Origin of the sequence: Auraticoccus monumenti (assembly GCF_900101785.1) — a bacterium.
In the GTDB taxonomy this organism is placed as follows: domain Bacteria; phylum Actinomycetota; class Actinomycetes; order Propionibacteriales; family Propionibacteriaceae; genus Auraticoccus; species Auraticoccus monumenti.
The window spans coordinates 2044794-2058741 of record NZ_LT629688.1; the positions used below are offsets into that span (position 1 = coordinate 2044794).

Annotated in this window: 15 protein-coding genes; 9 read left to right on the forward strand and 6 right to left on the reverse strand. The window is 71.8% G+C overall.

The annotated features are described in order from the left end of the window. Nucleotides 1-9 precede the first annotated feature (9 nt). On the reverse strand, nucleotides 10-1056 hold the full coding sequence (locus BLT52_RS09440) for a FecCD family ABC transporter permease (RefSeq protein ID WP_090592697.1): 1047 nt from the start codon (nucleotides 1054-1056) through the stop codon (nucleotides 10-12). A 136-nt stretch (nucleotides 1057-1192) separates the two neighbouring features. Here BLT52_RS09440 and BLT52_RS09445 point away from each other — a divergent pair, with 136 nt between their 5' ends. Together BLT52_RS09445 and BLT52_RS09450 are read left to right on the forward strand one after the other, a co-directional pair. Further along, nucleotides 1193-2014: a helix-turn-helix domain-containing protein gene (locus tag BLT52_RS09445; protein ID WP_172804017.1), complete on the forward strand. Its 822-nt coding sequence runs from the start codon at nucleotides 1193-1195 to the stop codon at nucleotides 2012-2014. A 32-nt stretch (nucleotides 2015-2046) separates the two neighbouring features. After that, a complete protein-coding gene (locus tag BLT52_RS09450) occupies nucleotides 2047-3438 on the forward strand; it encodes a tryptophanase (RefSeq protein ID WP_090592701.1) in 1392 nt (463 codons plus the stop codon). A gap of 9 nt (nucleotides 3439-3447) precedes the next feature. On the opposite strand, the gene BLT52_RS09455 is transcribed toward BLT52_RS09450, so the two are convergent. Next, entirely contained in the window at nucleotides 3448-4032 is a 585-nt protein-coding gene (locus tag BLT52_RS09455) for a class I SAM-dependent methyltransferase (protein WP_090592704.1), read from the reverse strand. Between the two features lie 158 nt (nucleotides 4033-4190). Here BLT52_RS09455 and BLT52_RS09460 point away from each other — a divergent pair, with 158 nt between their 5' ends. Further along, nucleotides 4191-4847: a hypothetical protein gene (locus tag BLT52_RS09460; protein ID WP_157677042.1), complete on the forward strand. Its 657-nt coding sequence runs from the start codon at nucleotides 4191-4193 to the stop codon at nucleotides 4845-4847. Between the two features lie 64 nt (nucleotides 4848-4911). On the opposite strand, the gene BLT52_RS09465 is transcribed toward BLT52_RS09460, so the two are convergent. Further along, entirely contained in the window at nucleotides 4912-5679 is a 768-nt protein-coding gene (locus BLT52_RS09465; protein WP_172804018.1) for a ThuA domain-containing protein, read from the reverse strand. Then, nucleotides 5676-6818, reverse strand: coding sequence for a Gfo/Idh/MocA family protein (locus tag BLT52_RS09470; RefSeq protein ID WP_090592708.1), 1143 nt, complete (start codon nucleotides 6816-6818; stop codon nucleotides 5676-5678). Before BLT52_RS09470 ends, BLT52_RS09465 begins: the two co-directional genes overlap by 4 nt. Nucleotides 6819-7011: 193 nt before the next feature. Between BLT52_RS09470 and BLT52_RS09475 the strand changes: the two genes are divergently transcribed. From BLT52_RS09475 to BLT52_RS09485, 3 genes are read left to right on the forward strand one after another with little or no spacing between them, the layout of a single operon-like run. Beyond that, nucleotides 7012-7434, forward strand: coding sequence for a nuclear transport factor 2 family protein (locus BLT52_RS09475; protein WP_231946578.1), 423 nt, complete (start codon nucleotides 7012-7014; stop codon nucleotides 7432-7434). Nucleotides 7435-7491: 57 nt separating this feature from the next. Further along, nucleotides 7492-8418, forward strand: a complete 927-nt coding sequence (locus tag BLT52_RS09480) for an aldo/keto reductase (protein ID WP_090592710.1) — start codon at nucleotides 7492-7494, stop codon at nucleotides 8416-8418. A 57-nt stretch (nucleotides 8419-8475) separates the two neighbouring features. Further along, on the forward strand, nucleotides 8476-9045 hold the full coding sequence (locus tag BLT52_RS09485; protein WP_090596553.1) for a DinB family protein: 570 nt from the start codon (nucleotides 8476-8478) through the stop codon (nucleotides 9043-9045). Here the strand turns inward: BLT52_RS09485 and BLT52_RS09490 are convergent. After that, nucleotides 9027-9482, reverse strand: coding sequence for a hypothetical protein (locus tag BLT52_RS09490; RefSeq protein ID WP_090592712.1), 456 nt, complete (start codon nucleotides 9480-9482; stop codon nucleotides 9027-9029). The genes BLT52_RS09485 and BLT52_RS09490 overlap by 19 nt on opposite strands. 119 nt (nucleotides 9483-9601) lie before the next feature. On the opposite strand from BLT52_RS09490, the gene BLT52_RS09495 reads away from it, so the two are divergent. Genes BLT52_RS09495 through BLT52_RS09505 form a run of 3 tightly spaced genes read left to right on the forward strand, consistent with a single transcriptional unit; the run spans nucleotide 9602 to nucleotide 12761 of the window. Beyond that, complete coding sequence (locus tag BLT52_RS09495; protein WP_090592714.1) at nucleotides 9602-10897, forward strand: ABC transporter substrate-binding protein; 1296 nt, start codon at nucleotides 9602-9604, stop codon at nucleotides 10895-10897. A gap of 3 nt (nucleotides 10898-10900) precedes the next feature. Continuing rightward, nucleotides 10901-11857 (forward strand): carbohydrate ABC transporter permease, encoded by a 957-nt coding sequence (locus BLT52_RS09500; RefSeq protein WP_090592717.1) that lies wholly within the window; start codon nucleotides 10901-10903, stop codon nucleotides 11855-11857. Further along, complete coding sequence (locus BLT52_RS09505; RefSeq protein WP_090592718.1) at nucleotides 11850-12761, forward strand: carbohydrate ABC transporter permease; 912 nt, start codon at nucleotides 11850-11852, stop codon at nucleotides 12759-12761. Before BLT52_RS09500 ends, BLT52_RS09505 begins: the two co-directional genes overlap by 8 nt. Before the next feature lie 43 nt (nucleotides 12762-12804). Here BLT52_RS09505 and dgoD read toward each other — a convergent pair whose 3' ends face one another. Next, nucleotides 12805-13947 (reverse strand): galactonate dehydratase, encoded by a 1143-nt coding sequence (gene dgoD / locus BLT52_RS09510; protein WP_090592721.1) that lies wholly within the window; start codon nucleotides 13945-13947, stop codon nucleotides 12805-12807. Between the last annotated feature and the right edge of the window lies 1 nt (nucleotide 13948).

Sequence of the window (13948 nt, forward strand, 5' to 3'; positions counted from 1 at the left end):
GGGTGGGAGTCAGGCGTGCTGGTGCAGCCGCTGGAGCAGGACCAGCAGGAAGGGGCCGCCGACGAGCCCGGTGACGATGCCGATCGGCAGCTCCTGCGGGCTGAAGGCGGTGCGGGCGAGGGTGTCGGTCCAGACCAGCACCGCTCCGCCGAGCAGGGCCGCGACCGGCACGAGGACGTGGTGGGTGGCCCCGACCAGCGCCCGGGCCAGGTGCGGGACGACCAGGCCGATGAAGCCGATGCCGCCGGAGACGGCGACCATCGTGCCGACGGCGACCGCCACCACCAGCGCCAGGACCAGCCGCATCCGGTCCGCGTCCACGCCCACGGTGAGCGCGGTCTCGTCCCCGGAGGCGATCGCGTCCAGCGCCCCGCCGAGGGCGGTCAGCAGCACCGCGGTGCCCAGCCCGACCACGGCGGCCACGGCCAGGGTGTCCCAGCGGGCCTGGTTGAGCGACCCCAGCAGCCAGAACAGCACCGACCGACCGGCCTCGGGGGAGTCGGAGGCGAAGATCAGGAAGCTGGTGACCGAGCTGAGGACGTAGCCGATCGCGATCCCGGCCAGCACCAGCCGCAGCGAGCTCACGGTGCCGCCCAGCCGGGCGAAGAAGAGCACCGCCAGCGTGGCCACCAGGGCGCCGGCGAAGGCCGTCACCGGCAGCAGGTAGGACCCCAGCGCCGACCCGAACCCGAGCAGGATGGCCGCGGCCGCCCCGGTCGAGGCGCCGGAGGTGACGCCCAGGACGTAGGGGTCGGCCAGGACGTTGCGGACCATCGCCTGCAGCGCGACCCCGGCGATCGAGAGGGTGGCCCCCACCACCACGGCCAGCAGCACCCGCGGCAGCCGGACGGTCCAGACGATGGCGTCCACCGCTGGGGGCGCCGCAGGCGCCTCTCCCCGGACGTGGCTCGCCAGGACCTCCAGCACCACCGCCGGGTGCACGGGGACGGGCCCGATGCCCACGGCGACGACGGCGGACACGAGCAGGAGCACCACGAGGCCGCAGGCCACGAGCCGGGGCGAGCGGGGACCTCGCCGACCTGCTGCTGTGTGCACGCGGTGACAGTATTGAGAATGATGCTCATCGTCAAAGCGAGGACGCCCGCAGCGGTGGGCCGTGACTTTTCTTCAAGATCCCCATCGGTGGACACGGCATCCTTGGCGCCGGGCTACGGATGCGGACGGGGAGATGGTGGAACAGGTCACGAGCGGGATCAGCTACTTCACGACAGCTGCCGGCGTCGAGCTCCTCCTCGGCCGGCTGGGCCTGTACCGGTACGCCCCGCACCTGCACGACACCTTCGTCGTCGGTGCCGTGTCCTCCGGCGTGGCGACGCTCTCCATCGACGGTCGGGTCCACCACCCGCGGGTGGGGCAGCTCGTGCTCTGCAACCCGCTCGAGGTCCACGACGGGTCCGCGCTCAGCGGCGACGTGGTGTACCGGTCGAGCTTCCCCTCCACGGCGTTCCTGCAGGACGTCGTCACCGACGGCCGACCCGGTAGCCGCACACGGCCTGTCCGGTTCCCCGTGTCGGTGGTCGACGACCCCGTGGGTGCCGCCATGTTCCACCGCGCGCACGAGGTCTCCCGACGGGGGGACTGCGCGCTCGAGGCGGAGGAACGCCTGGTCGAGACGTACGCGTACTGCCTGGCGCGTCATGCGGGGGTGCGCACCGCAGGGGCCGGGAGGACGGCGGGGCCGGTCGGGCGTGCGGTGACCCTGCTGTCGGACCGCTACGCCGACAGGATCACGCTGGCCGACCTCGTCGCCGAGGCCGGGGTCCCGCGCCACCGCCTGATCACCGCCTTCCGCCGCCAGGTGGGCCTGACCCCGCACGCGTACCTGGTCAGCCGGCGGACCGTCGCCGCCAAGGCGCTCCTGCGGGGTGGGGAGAAGAGCTCCGACGTCGCCGCCAGGACCGGCTTCGCCGACCAGGCCCACCTCACCCGGACGTTCAAGGCCCACTTCGGCGTCACCCCCGGCGCCTACCAGCAGGCCGTCCGCGCCCGCTGATCCCGCACCACGCAGATCCAGGAGCACCCACCATGACGGCGAGACGCCTCCCCGAGCCCTACCGCATCAAGGTCGTCGAGCGCATCCGGCCGACGACACGACGCCACCGCGAGGAGGCGCTGGACCGGGCCGGGCTCAACCTCTTCTCCTTGGACAGCGACGACGTCTACATCGACCTGCTGACCGACAGCGGGACGGGAGCGCTGAGCGACCGGCAGTGGAGCGGTCTGCTCACCGGCGACGAGTCCTACGCGGGCAGCAGGAGCTTCCACCGTCTGCAGGCCACCGTGTCCGACCTCCTCGGTCTGCCGCTGACCATCCCCACCCACCAGGGCAGGGCCGCGGAGAACATCCTGTTCCCCGAGCTGGTCGCGCGCTGCGACTCGTCCACGCCGGTGTTCATCTCGAACTTCCACTTCGAGACGACCAAGGCCCACGTCGAGGCAGCCGGGGCCAGGGCGGTCAACACCCTGACCCCGCACGCGCTGGACACCGCCACGCCGCACCCGTGGAAGGGGAACTTCGACGTCGCCGCGCTGAGGTCGGCGATCGACGAGCACGGACCCGCGAACGTGGCCGGGGTCGTCGCCACGATCACCTGCAACACCTCCGGGGGTCAGCCGGTGTCGGTGGCCAACCTGCGCGAGGTGTCGGCGATCGCCCGTGCGGCAGGGATACCGGTCGTCCTCGACATCGCCCGTTTCGCGGAGAACGCCTGGTTCGTCAGGCAGCGCGAGGAGGAGTTCAGGAACAGCACCATCCGCGAGGTGGTGGCGGAGATGATGGCCTGCGGGGACGTGGTCGTCGCGTCGGCGAAGAAGGACGGCCTGGCGAACATCGGCGGGTTCTGCGCCTTCCGCGAGGACGGGGACCTGTACCGGGGCGCCCAGCAACGATGCCTGCTGACCGAGGGTTTCCTCACCTACGGAGGGCTGGCGGGCCGCGACATGGAGGCGATGGCCATCGGCCTGGAGGAGGCGGTTGACCTCGACCACCTCACCCACCGGATCGGGCAGGTCGCCCACCTCGGTGACCGGCTGCGCGAGGGAGGCGTGCCCATCCAGCTGCCCACCGGGGGGCACGCGGTCTTCGTCGACGCCGGGGCCCTGCTGCCCCACCTGCCCCACGACCAGTTCCCCGGGCACGCCCTCGCCTGCGAGCTGTACCTGGAGGCCGGCGTGCGGTCGGTCGAGATCGGGTCCCTGCTCCTCGGCCGCGATCCCGACACCGGCGAGCAGGAGCGGGCGCCGCTGGAGCTGCTGCGGCTCGCCGTGCCGCGCCGGGCCTACACCAACGACCACCTGGACCACGTCGCCGACGCGCTGCTCGACGTAGCAGCCCGGGCCGCGGCGATCAGGGGCGTCGCCTTCACCTCCGAGCCACCCACCCTGCGCAACTTCACCGGTCGCTTCCGCTGGGTGTGACCGGGCCGCTCAGCCCGTCCGCCGCGCCCTCAGCACCAGGTCGTGGGTGTGGTGGCTGTGACCCGGCCGCGGACGTCGCTCGTCCAGCTCCACCGTCCACCCCGCGCCGAGGAGTGCGCGCACGTCGTCGGGCTGGTGGTAGTCGCTCGGGTCGAAGTCGGGGTGGGGTTCGCGACCGGTGAGGTCGTGGGTCACGTACAGCAGGGTGCCGCCTGGTGCCACGGAGTCGACCAGCGCCTCCAGGGCCGCGGCGTGCTGACGGAGCAGCGGGAGGTAGTGCGCCGAGACCAGGTCGTACCTGGACGCCCCGGGTGGGTCGACCGCGATGTCCGCCTGCGTCCACGTGATGCGACCGGCGAGCTGGTCGGGGGTGCTGACGGCGGCGCGCTCCAGGGCGATCCGCGAGACGTCCACCGCGGTCACCTGCCAGCCCTGCCCGGCGAGCCAGCGCGCGTCCGCACCCTCCCCGCACCCGAGGTCCAGCGCGCGTCCCGGTGCGAGGTCGGCCGCCTCCGCCACCAGGGCCGGGTTGGGCTGTCCGCTGAACAGCTGCGGGCTCTCCTGGTAACGGGCGTCCCACACGTCCTCGGTCATCGTCCCTCCTCCTGGCCCACGGCCCGCCGGGCGACGCGTGTCGTCGTCCTCGGGACCACCGTGCTCCACGCCGGAGCCCTGAAGCAACGCCGGTTGCTGATCCAGCAAGTCGGGGACGGCTGGCCTTTGCGGCCCCTTGGGCTGCCACGCTGACGCCCGTGGACACCCAACCTGTGCCCGGTCGGCCGGACCACCTCGAGGTCTCCTACCTGGCCCGACCGCAGCTCCGCCCGCTCCTGGTGCTGGCGGGCTTCCTGGTGCTCTACCCCGTCGGCGGCCTGGCCGGGATCATCCCGTTCTGGCTGGCCTGCGTCGGGATCGCGGTGATGGCCGTGATCATCGTCATCGGGCTGGTGGCCGCTCTCCGCAGCCACGGGTCGGCCCCGGTGCTGTGCCTGGACCCCGCGGGTGTGACGGTCGCCGGTGCGCCGCTGGTGCCCTGGTCGGACCTGCGGGGCGTGCGCATGGGCCCGATGCAGCCGTCCTGGTTGGTCGGTTCGACCCGGTACGTGACCCTGGCCCTGCTGCCGCGCGACGGCGTCGAGCTGCCCGGGCCCCCGCACTACCGGGGACGTCCGCAGCAGTGGGGGCGCTGGCAGCGTCTCCGCCTGCACGGGACCAACCTGATCCTGCTCCCGGCGGCGATGTCGGCCAGCGCCGAGGACATCGTCCGGGCCGCGGAGCGCTGGGGTGGGCTGCCGGTGGAGCAGGTGCCCTACCGTCCGCTGCGGACGTGGGCCCTGCTGCTCGGTGTGGGGATCGCCTTCGGCCTCGCGGCCGGGTTGCTCGTGACGCTGACGTTCCTCGTCGACTGAGCCCGAACGGCAGGGGCACCACGACCGGTTGCCCGCGTGGTGCCCCTACCGGTACGGCCGTCGGTCAGGAGACGAACCAGTCCTTCGGGTGGTAGTCGGCGGTGAGGTCGACGCGCTCCACCTGCGGCCGGGCCCAGCGCACCCCGTTGGCCAGGACCTGCTGGATCTCGGCCTGGTGGTAGACCGGGAACGCCTGGTCACCGGGGGAGAAGTAGAACAGCCGGCCCCGCCCGCGCCGCCAGGTCGCCCCGGAGCGGAACACCTCGCCGCCGGCGAAGGAGGAGATGAACAGCAGCTCGTCCGGGGCGGGGATGTCGAACTGCTCCCCGTACATCTCCTGCTCCGGGATCTGGATCGGGTTCGGCACCCCGGCGGTGATCGGGTGGGTCGGGTCGATGGTCCAGACCAGCTCTCGCTCGCCGTCACCACGCCACTTCAGCGAGCAGGTGGTGCCCAGCAGCCGGGTGAACACCTTGGAGTAGTGCCCGGAGTGCAGCACCAGCAGCCCCATCCCCGCGTGCACGTGGCGCAGCACCCGGGCCACCACCTCGTCCTCGACCTGGGCGTGGGCGATGTGGCCCCACCAGAGCAGGACGTCGGTCGCGGCCAGCCGCTCCTCGGTGAGGCCGTGCTCGGGCTCCTGCAGGGTGGCTGTGCTGACCTCGGCGTCCGCGCCCAGGTGGGCGCGGAGGCCGTCGGCGATGACGCTGTGGATGCCGTCGGGGTAGTGGCGGATCGCCTCGGGGTCGCGGCGGGTCTCGTGGACGTTCTCGTTCCACACCACCACCCTCAGCGGGCTGGTGGACGACGTGGTCTCGTGGGTGCTGCTCATGCGACAGGGACCTCCCGGTTCTCGGCGGCGGACTGGTAGACGGCGTCGAGCACCCGGCTGCGGTGCAGCGAGTACTCGCCGTGGTGACCGGCGTAGCGGGGCTCGCCCGCCGGACGGTCGGCCCCGGCGGCGACGGCCGCCAGGAACTCCTGGATCACCGAGCGGTGGTGCCCTCCGGGCACCTGCACGTCCGGTCGGGCCACCGTGGGTGCCCCCTCCACGTCGGAGTAGAGGGTCAGGGTGTCCTTGGTGGAGTAGTTGTCCACGTGCAGCCGGGCACCGCCGGTGGCGCCCAGCAGCTCGACCTCGATGTCCTCGAAGGCCTTGGAGTATGAGGCCCAGGACGCCTCGAGCCGGAGGCTGCCGCCGTTGTCCAGCCGCAGCAGGGCGCTGGCGAAGTCCTCGACCTCGAAGGGGTGGTGGTCGGCGACGCTGCCCAGCAGCCGCCGCCCGCCCCCGCGCCCGGCCCGGCCGAGCTCGCCGTAGGCCACGGCCGAGACGCTGGTCACCCGCGGCTCGTCCATCAGGTAGAGCGCGATGTCGAGGACGTGCGACCCGAGGTCGATCAGCGGTCCGCCACCGGCCAGGGCCTGGTTGGTGAACCAGGAGCCCATGCCGGGGACGCCGGCGCGGCGCATCCAGCTGGCCCGGGCGTGGTAGATCGAGCCGAACGGCGCCGAGTCCAGGTGGGAGCGCAGCCACTGGACGTCCGCGCGGCGGCGGTGGTTGTAGGCCACCTCCAGCACCCGGTCGTTGTCCCGGGCGGCGGCCACCATCTCCGCGGCCAGGTCGCCGTCGGTGGCCAGCGGCTTCTCGCAGAAGACGTGCTTGCCGCCGGTCAGCGCGGCGACGGCGATCGGGTGGTGCAGGTAGTTGGGGACGCCGATGGAGACGATGTCCAGGTCGTCCCGGGCCACCAGCTCCTCCCAGTCGGCGTAGAGGCTCTCCACCTGCCGGGTCTCACCCAGCTCGGCGAGACGGGCGGGCTCCTGGCCGGCGAGGGCCACCACGCGGGCGCCGGGCAGGGCGGTGAAGGCGTCCAGGTGGGTGGTGCCCGCGAAGCCCAGGCCGATCACCCCCACCCTCAGCTCGGCGGTCTCGTTCTGGTTCGCGGCAGGCTGGGACGTCGTCGATGACATGGGAACGGGGTTCTCCTGAGGTCTGTTGCTGGCGACGGTCACCGTCGCCCGGACAGGGCTGTTCTCTGCTGCCCAACGGTAGTGGGGTCGAGGGCGCACCTTCCACGCGCACCCCGGCGTGGCGTCGGCGGATCGGCTCGGTGCCTTGCCCTGGTCGGGTGGTCGTGCGACGGTCGGCGGAGGAGGTGGTCACGTGTCGATCGACATCGAGGAGCTGCTGGAGCTGGAGCACCGGGGCTGGCGCTCCCTGTGCGAGGGCCGTGGGGGCGAGTTCTACGGTGCCACCACGACGCCGGAGGCCGTGATGGTGCAGGCCGACGGGACGGTGCTGGACCACCAGGCGGTCGTGGCCTCGCTGGGGCGGGCCCGGCCCTGGACGGGCTACGAGATCAGCGACGCGCGGCTGGTGCCCCTCGGGGAGGACCACGTCGCCCTCCTCTACACCGGACGCGCCCACCGCGAGGACGAGCCGCCCTTCGAGGCCCTGATGTGCAGCGTCTGGACCAGGGCCGGTGGTCCGTGGCGGCTGGCGCTGCACCAGCAGACCGTCCCCACCGGCGGCACGGCCGGACCGGGGCCGGAGGGGACCGGCTCGGACGTCCAGGCGCGCGACTGAGGGTCCGGTGCTCCCCCGCAGCACGCCCGGGTCAGCGACCTTGGCAGGATGAGGGACATGAAGACCCTGCGACTGCCTCAGACCGACATGGAAGCCGGCAACATCGTCCTCGGGCTGATGCGGATCCCGGACCTCGACGACGAGGAGATCCGTACGCTGGTCGGGACCGCCCGTGACGTCGGGGTGACGATGTTCGACCACGCCGACGTCTACGGGGGCGACCACCTGTGCGAGCGGCGCTTCGGGGACGCGATGCGCCTCAGCCCGAGCGAGCGCGAGTCGGTGCAGATCCAGTCCAAGGTCGGCATCCGCGACGGCTGGTTCGACTTCTCCACCGAGCACATCCTCTCCTCGGTCGACGCCTCGTTGGAGGCGCTGCGGACCGAGTACCTCGACGTGCTGCTGCTGCACCGCCCGGACGCCCTGGTGGAACCCGAGGAGGTCGCTGCCGCCTTCGACCGGCTCCACTCCTCGGGCAAGGTGCGGAACTTCGGCGTCTCGAACCACACGCCCTACCAGGTGGAGCTGCTGAAGACGGCGGTCCAGCAGCCCCTGGCCTTCAACCAGGTGCAGCTGAGCATCACGCACGCCCCGATGATCGCGGCCGGGGTGGCCTCCAACATGCAGGAGCTGCCCCAGTCGATCGACCGGGACAACGGCATCCTCGACTACGCCCGCCTGCACGGCATCACCCTGCAGGCGTGGTCGCCCTTCCAGGCCGGGTTCTTCACCGGGGTCTTCCTCGGTGACCGCGAGAACCACGCCGAGCTGAACGACGTGCTGGACGAGCTCGCCGCCCGGTACGAGGTGACGCCGACGGGCATCGCCACCGCGTGGATCACCCGGCACCCCGCCGACATGCAGGTCGTGCTGGGCACCACGAAGCCCGAGCGGGTGCGCGAGGCCGCCGCCGGCTCGGAGCTGCGGCTGACCCGACCCGAGTGGTACCGCCTGTACACCGCAGCGGGCTACCTGGTCCCGTAGCGGGTCATCGCCGGCCGGGTCTTCACGCCGGCCGCCTGCGGTGGCACGGTGGTGTCCATGGGTGAGGTGGACTGGACCAGGCGGCTGCACGACCAGCTGGACTGGCACTGGCAGGTGGCGGCACGGCCCCGGCTCGAGGGTCTGACCGACGAGGAGTACCACTGGGAGCCGGTCGCGGGGTGCTGGGGTGTCCGGGCGCGCAGCGAGGGCACCCCGCCCGACGCCCCCGGCTCGGGCGGGTGGACGCCCGACATCGCCTTCCCCGAGCCCGTGCCGGCGCCGGTGACCACCATCGCCTGGCGGCTGGCGCACGTGGTGGTGGGCATCTTCGGGATCCGCTCGGTCTCGCACCTGGGGGCGAGCTTCCCCTGGGGGACGGGCTACCAGGACTGGCGCTACGCCGGCACCGCCGCCGAGGCCCTCGAGCAGCTCGACACCACCTACGGCGCCTGGCGGGACGGCGTCGCGGCCCTGGACCAGCAGGCCCTGGCGACCCCGGTCGGTGAGGCTGAGGGGGACTTCGCCGAGCACCCGATGGCCGAGCTGGTGCTGCACATCAACCGCGAGGCCGTGCACCACCTGGCCGAGGTCGCCCTGCTGCGCGACCTCTACCTGCGGCGCAGCTGAGCCCGCACCGCCGCCGGCACCGAGCGCAGCGGGCGGCGGGGGACGTCGCGGTAGCCGCCGGCCTCGAGACCCGCCAGCCGCTCGAAGACGTTGGCGGCCGCCCGGTCACCGGTGCGCAGCCAGGACCAGGCGGTGGCCAGCACGTAGGCGGGCAGGAAGAGCACCCCCAGCAGCGCGAACCACTGCCAGCTGTGGCGCTCCTCGTGGGCCAGCAGAGCACCCTCCCGGTGCCCGGACCAGGGCGCCCGGCTGACCAGCACGTTGCCCACGGTGAAGGCCGCGGCCACGGGGAAGGGCGGCCGGTAGCCCTCGGCCAGCCAGAGCCCCCGGGGCCCCCGGCGCACCCGCGCCCGACCCACCGCGGCGATCCCCAGACCCACCGGGGTGGACAGGTTCACCCAGTTCCCCAGCTCGCGCAGCCGGTGCCGGACCTCCATGTCCGGCAGTGAACCACGCCTCGCGCCGGCCGTTTGTAACGAATCAGACGAACCCTGGACAGTGGCAAACGCTTGCGCGTACGTTCGTCCCGTCTTTCACGTCGACGAAGAGGAGAGAGATGAGCGTCAGCCGCAGGCAGTTCCTGATGGCCTCCGGGGGCATCGCCGCCGTAGCCGTGTCCGGCGGGCTCACCGCGTGCGGGTCCGGTGGCTCGGGGAGCGCGGACGGGTCGGCCGAGCTGACCTTCACCTGGTGGGGCAACGAGGTGCGCAACGCCAACACCAGCGAGGCCATCGCCGCCTACCAGGAGGCGAACCCCGACATCACCATCGCCGAGCAGCCGGGCGAGTGGGCCAGCTACTGGGACAAGCTCGCCACCCAGACCGCCGGCAACACCACCCCCGACGTGATCCAGATGGACATGGCCTACATCACCGAGTACGGCAGCCGCGGGGCGCTGCTGGACCTCGAGGAGCACGGGGTCGACGTCTCCAAGTTCGCCGAGGGGACGGTCGACTCCGGCCGCATCGACGGCAAGCTGTACGGCGTCAACGCCGGCATCAACACCCCGGTCATCCTGGCCAACCCGGAGCTGTTCGAGGAGGCCGGCATGGACCTCCCCGACGACACCACGTGGACGTGGGAGGAGGCCAGCGAGATCGCGGCCGAGCTCACCTCCAAGCTGGGCGACGGCCGGTTCGGGATGGCCTCGATCTTCAACGACGTGATGCTGAGCGCCTGGCTGCGGCAGAACGGCAAGGAGCTCTTCGTCCCCGAGGGGCTCGGCTTCGGTGCCGAGGACGCGGTCGGGTGGTTCGAGCTGCAGCAGTCCTTCATGGAGGCCGAGGCGATCCCGGGTCCGGCCCAGATCAGCGAGGACTCGACCAAGTCGCTGGACCAGGGCGACCTCGCCACCGGCAAGGTGGCGATGGCCCAGTTCTGGTCCAACCAGGTGGAGGCCGTCAACGCCGCCTCCGGGGTGACCATGACCATGCTGCGCTTCCCGAGCACGACCGGGCAGGCCACCGACCGCCAGGCCTGGTACAAGGCGTCGATGCTCTGGTCGGCCTCGGCCCGCAGCGAGAACCCCGAGGCCGCGGTGGCCCTGATCAACTGGTGGGTCAACTCCAGCGAGGCGGCCCAGGCGAACCTGGCCGAGCGCGGGATCCCGGCCAACACCGAGCGGCTGGAGGAGATCACCCCCTCGCTCTCGGAGGACCAGCAGGGCGTGGCGGCGTTCATCGCCGAGATCGAGCCCGAGCTCGGCACCACCCCGATCGCGCCGCCGCCCGGCGGTGGTGGCATCGGCGACATCATGCTGCGCTACCAGTTGGAGATGCTGTTCGGGCGGGCCTCGGGCGCCGACGCGGCGCGCGGGTTCGTGGAAGAGGCCGCGGCGAACATGAAGGTCTGACCCGTGAGCGTCATCTCCGAGCTCTCCAACGTCAGGACGACCAAGGCCCGGACCCCGGAGGAGAAGGCGGCCCGCCGCAAGGAGGCCGGCCGGGACAACAAGGCCGGCTACCTCTTCCTGCTGCCCTGGCTGGTCGGTCTGGTGGTCATCACCATCGGTCCGCTGATCGCCTCGCTCTACCTCTCCTTCACCGACTACAGCCTGATCACGGCACCGGAGTGGTCCGGGCTGGACAACTACGCCCGGATGCTCGAGGACCCCCGGCTGCACAACGCGCTCAAGGTCACCTTCATCTACGTGGTCGTGAGCGTGCCCGTGCAGCTGGGGGTGGCCCTGGCCATCGCCCTCGCGCTGAACGAGGGGATGAAGGGGCTGCCCTTCTACCGCTCGATCTTCTACCTGCCCTCGCTGCTGGGCGGTTCGGTGGCCATCGCGCTGCTGTGGCGCCAGCTGTTCGGCACCGAGGGCCTGGTCAACCAGCTGCTCCGGCTGGTGGGGATCAACGCCACCACCGGGTGGGTCTCCGACCCGGGCTACGCGTTGTGGACGATCATCCTGCTGCACGTGTGGACGTTCGGGTCGCCGATGGTGATCTTCCTCGCCGGGCTCCGCCAGATCCCGGCGATGTACTACGAGGCCGCGGCGGTGGACGGGGCCAGCCGCTGGTCGCGGTTCGTCAAGATCACCCTGCCGCTGCTCTCGCCGATCATCTTCTTCAACCTCGTGCTGCAGGTGATCGGGGCCTTCCAGTCCTTCACCCAGGCCTACGTGGTCTCCAACGGCACCGGTGGCCCGTCGGACTCGACGATGTTCTACACGCTGTACCTCTACGACCGTGGCTTCGGCAACTTCGAGATGGGCTACGCCGCGGCGATGGCCTGGCTGCTGGTGGTCGTCGTCGGGGCCCTGACCGCCGTCAACTTCCTGCTCTCGAGGTTCTGGGTGTTCTACGATGACTGACCTTCAGACCGCTCCCACGGAGTCCGACGACCTCGATCGGGACCGTCCGGTCTCGGCGCCCACCGAGCGCCGGGGCAGGGGGGTGCTGCGCTCGCTGTCCAAGCACGCGCTGCTGATCGTGGCCAGCCTGGTGATGATCTACCCGCTGCTCTGGCTGCTGGTGAGCTCGCTCCGCCCGACCGAGGTGATCTTCCGGACACCCGGGCTCTGGCTGAACGACCTGGTGCTGTCCAACTACACCGAGGGCTGGTTCGCGCTCGGCAGCCCCTTCCACACCTACCTGTTCAACTCGTTCGTGGTGGTGGTCGGGGCCGTGGTGGGCAACCTGATCTCCTGCTCCCTGGCCGCCTACGCCTTCGCCCGGCTGAAGTTCCGGCTGCGGACGCTGTGGTTCTCGATCATGCTGGTGACGATCATGCTGCCGATCCACGTGATCGTGGTGCCGCAGTACATCATCTTCAACCTGCTCGGCTGGGTGAACACCATCATCCCGCTGGTGCTGCCGAAGTTCCTGGCCACCGACGCCTTCTTCGTCTTCCTCATGGTCCAGTTCATCCGCGGCATCCCCAAGGAGCTGGACGAGGCGGCCCGGATCGACGGCTGCGGGCACTGGCAGATCTTCACCCGGGTGATGCTGCCGCTGATGGGTCCGGCGCTGGCCACCTCGGCCATCTTCACCATCATCTGGACCTGGAGCGACTTCTTCACCCCGCTGATCTACCTCACCGACCCGACGACCTACACCGTCCCGCTGGCCCTGCGCTCCTTCCTGGACGCCACCAGCGGCAGCAACTGGGGGGCCATGTTCGCCATGTCGATCGTCTCCCTGCTGCCGATGTTCCTGGTCTTCCTGTTCGGTCAGCGGTTCCTGATCAAGGGCATCGCCACCACCGGCGGCAAGTGAGCGGCCGGGCCGCCGGGGTGGAGCACCCCGGCGGCCGGCTGCCTCACCACTCGGCGTAGGAGCCGTCCGGCAGGGACCACACCGGCGAGTTCCCCTCCACCGGGGTCCGGGCGGCGAGGCGCACCGCGTCCTCGTCGACCTCCACCCCCAGCCCGGGACCGGGAGGGGCGAGCAGGTGACCGTCCTGGAACACGAAGGGGTTCCCGACCAGGAGCGAGGACCACGGGTGCGCCCCGGGTCGGTGGACCTCCATCGGGCACTCCTGGATCAGGACGTTGGGCACGGCCAGGTCCACCTGCAGGCAGGCGGCCAGGGCCAGCGGCCCGGTGGCGCAGTGCGGGGCCAGCCGGACCCCGTGCAGGTCGGCCAGCGCGGCGATGCGGACCACCTCGCTGATCCCGTGGGCGTGGCTCAGGTCGGGCTGCAGGACGGCGATGCCGGACCCGATCACGTCCGAGACCTCCCACCGGTCGTAGAGCCGCTCGCCGGTGGCGATCGGCACCGTGGTGCCGGCGCACAGCCCGGCCAGGTCGCGCTGCAGCTCCGGGGGCAGCGGCTCCTCCACGAACAGCGGGTCCACCCCTCCCAGCCGGGCCAGCAGCCGGCGGGAGGCCGGGGCGGAGAAGCGGGCGTGCAGGTCCAGGGCGATGTCGACGTCAGGACCCACCTCCCGGCGCAGCGCCTCCCAGTGCTCCACCAGGCCGTCCAGCACCGAGGGGACGTCGAGGTAGCCGAGCACCAGCTCGGGGGCCGTCTTCACCGCGGTGTAGCCGGCGTCCACCAGCTCCCGGGCCCGGGTCAGCATCGACTCTGTGGTGTGGCCGTGCGCGGCGGTGTAGATCCGCACCCGGTCACGGGCGGGGCCGCCGAGCAGCTCGTGCACCGGCGCTCCCAGCGTCTTGCCCTTGAGGTCCCACAGCGCCTGGTCCAGACCGGCCACCGCCGAGCCGAGCACCGGTCCGCCGCGGTAGAACCCGCCCTTGCGGAGGCGCTGGTGGTGCCACTCGATGCCGCGGGGGTCCTGCCCGAGCAGGAGCTCGGCCAGCTCCTCCACCGCGGCGGCCACCGAGCGGGTGCGGCTCTCCAGCGTAGCCTCCCCCCAGCCGACGTGCTCGGAGTCGGTGCCGATCCGCACCAGGCACAGCCGCGCGGACAGCCGGAAGGCCTCGACCGAGGTGATCCGCACG

What these genes read in the sequence shown, in the direction of transcription:
- BLT52_RS09450 (WP_090592701.1), top strand. Translation starts at nt 2,047, where the DNA reads ATGACGGCGAGACGCCTCCCCGAGCCCTACCGCATCAAGGTCGTCGAG.
- BLT52_RS09455 (WP_090592704.1), bottom strand. Translation starts at nt 4,032, where the DNA reads ATGACCGAGGACGTGTGGGACGCCCGTTACCAGGAGAGCCCGCAGCTG.
- BLT52_RS09465 (WP_172804018.1), bottom strand. Translation starts at nt 5,679, where the DNA reads ATGAGCAGCACCCACGAGACCACGTCGTCCACCAGCCCGCTGAGGGTG.
- BLT52_RS09470 (WP_090592708.1), bottom strand. Translation starts at nt 6,818, where the DNA reads ATGTCATCGACGACGTCCCAGCCTGCCGCGAACCAGAACGAGACCGCC.
- BLT52_RS09480 (WP_090592710.1), top strand. Translation starts at nt 7,492, where the DNA reads ATGAAGACCCTGCGACTGCCTCAGACCGACATGGAAGCCGGCAACATC.
- BLT52_RS09485 (WP_090596553.1), top strand. Translation starts at nt 8,476, where the DNA reads ATGGGTGAGGTGGACTGGACCAGGCGGCTGCACGACCAGCTGGACTGG.
- BLT52_RS09490 (WP_090592712.1), bottom strand. Translation starts at nt 9,482, where the DNA reads ATGGAGGTCCGGCACCGGCTGCGCGAGCTGGGGAACTGGGTGAACCTG.
- BLT52_RS09495 (WP_090592714.1), top strand. Translation starts at nt 9,602, where the DNA reads ATGAGCGTCAGCCGCAGGCAGTTCCTGATGGCCTCCGGGGGCATCGCC.
- BLT52_RS09505 (WP_090592718.1), top strand. Translation starts at nt 11,850, where the DNA reads ATGACTGACCTTCAGACCGCTCCCACGGAGTCCGACGACCTCGATCGG.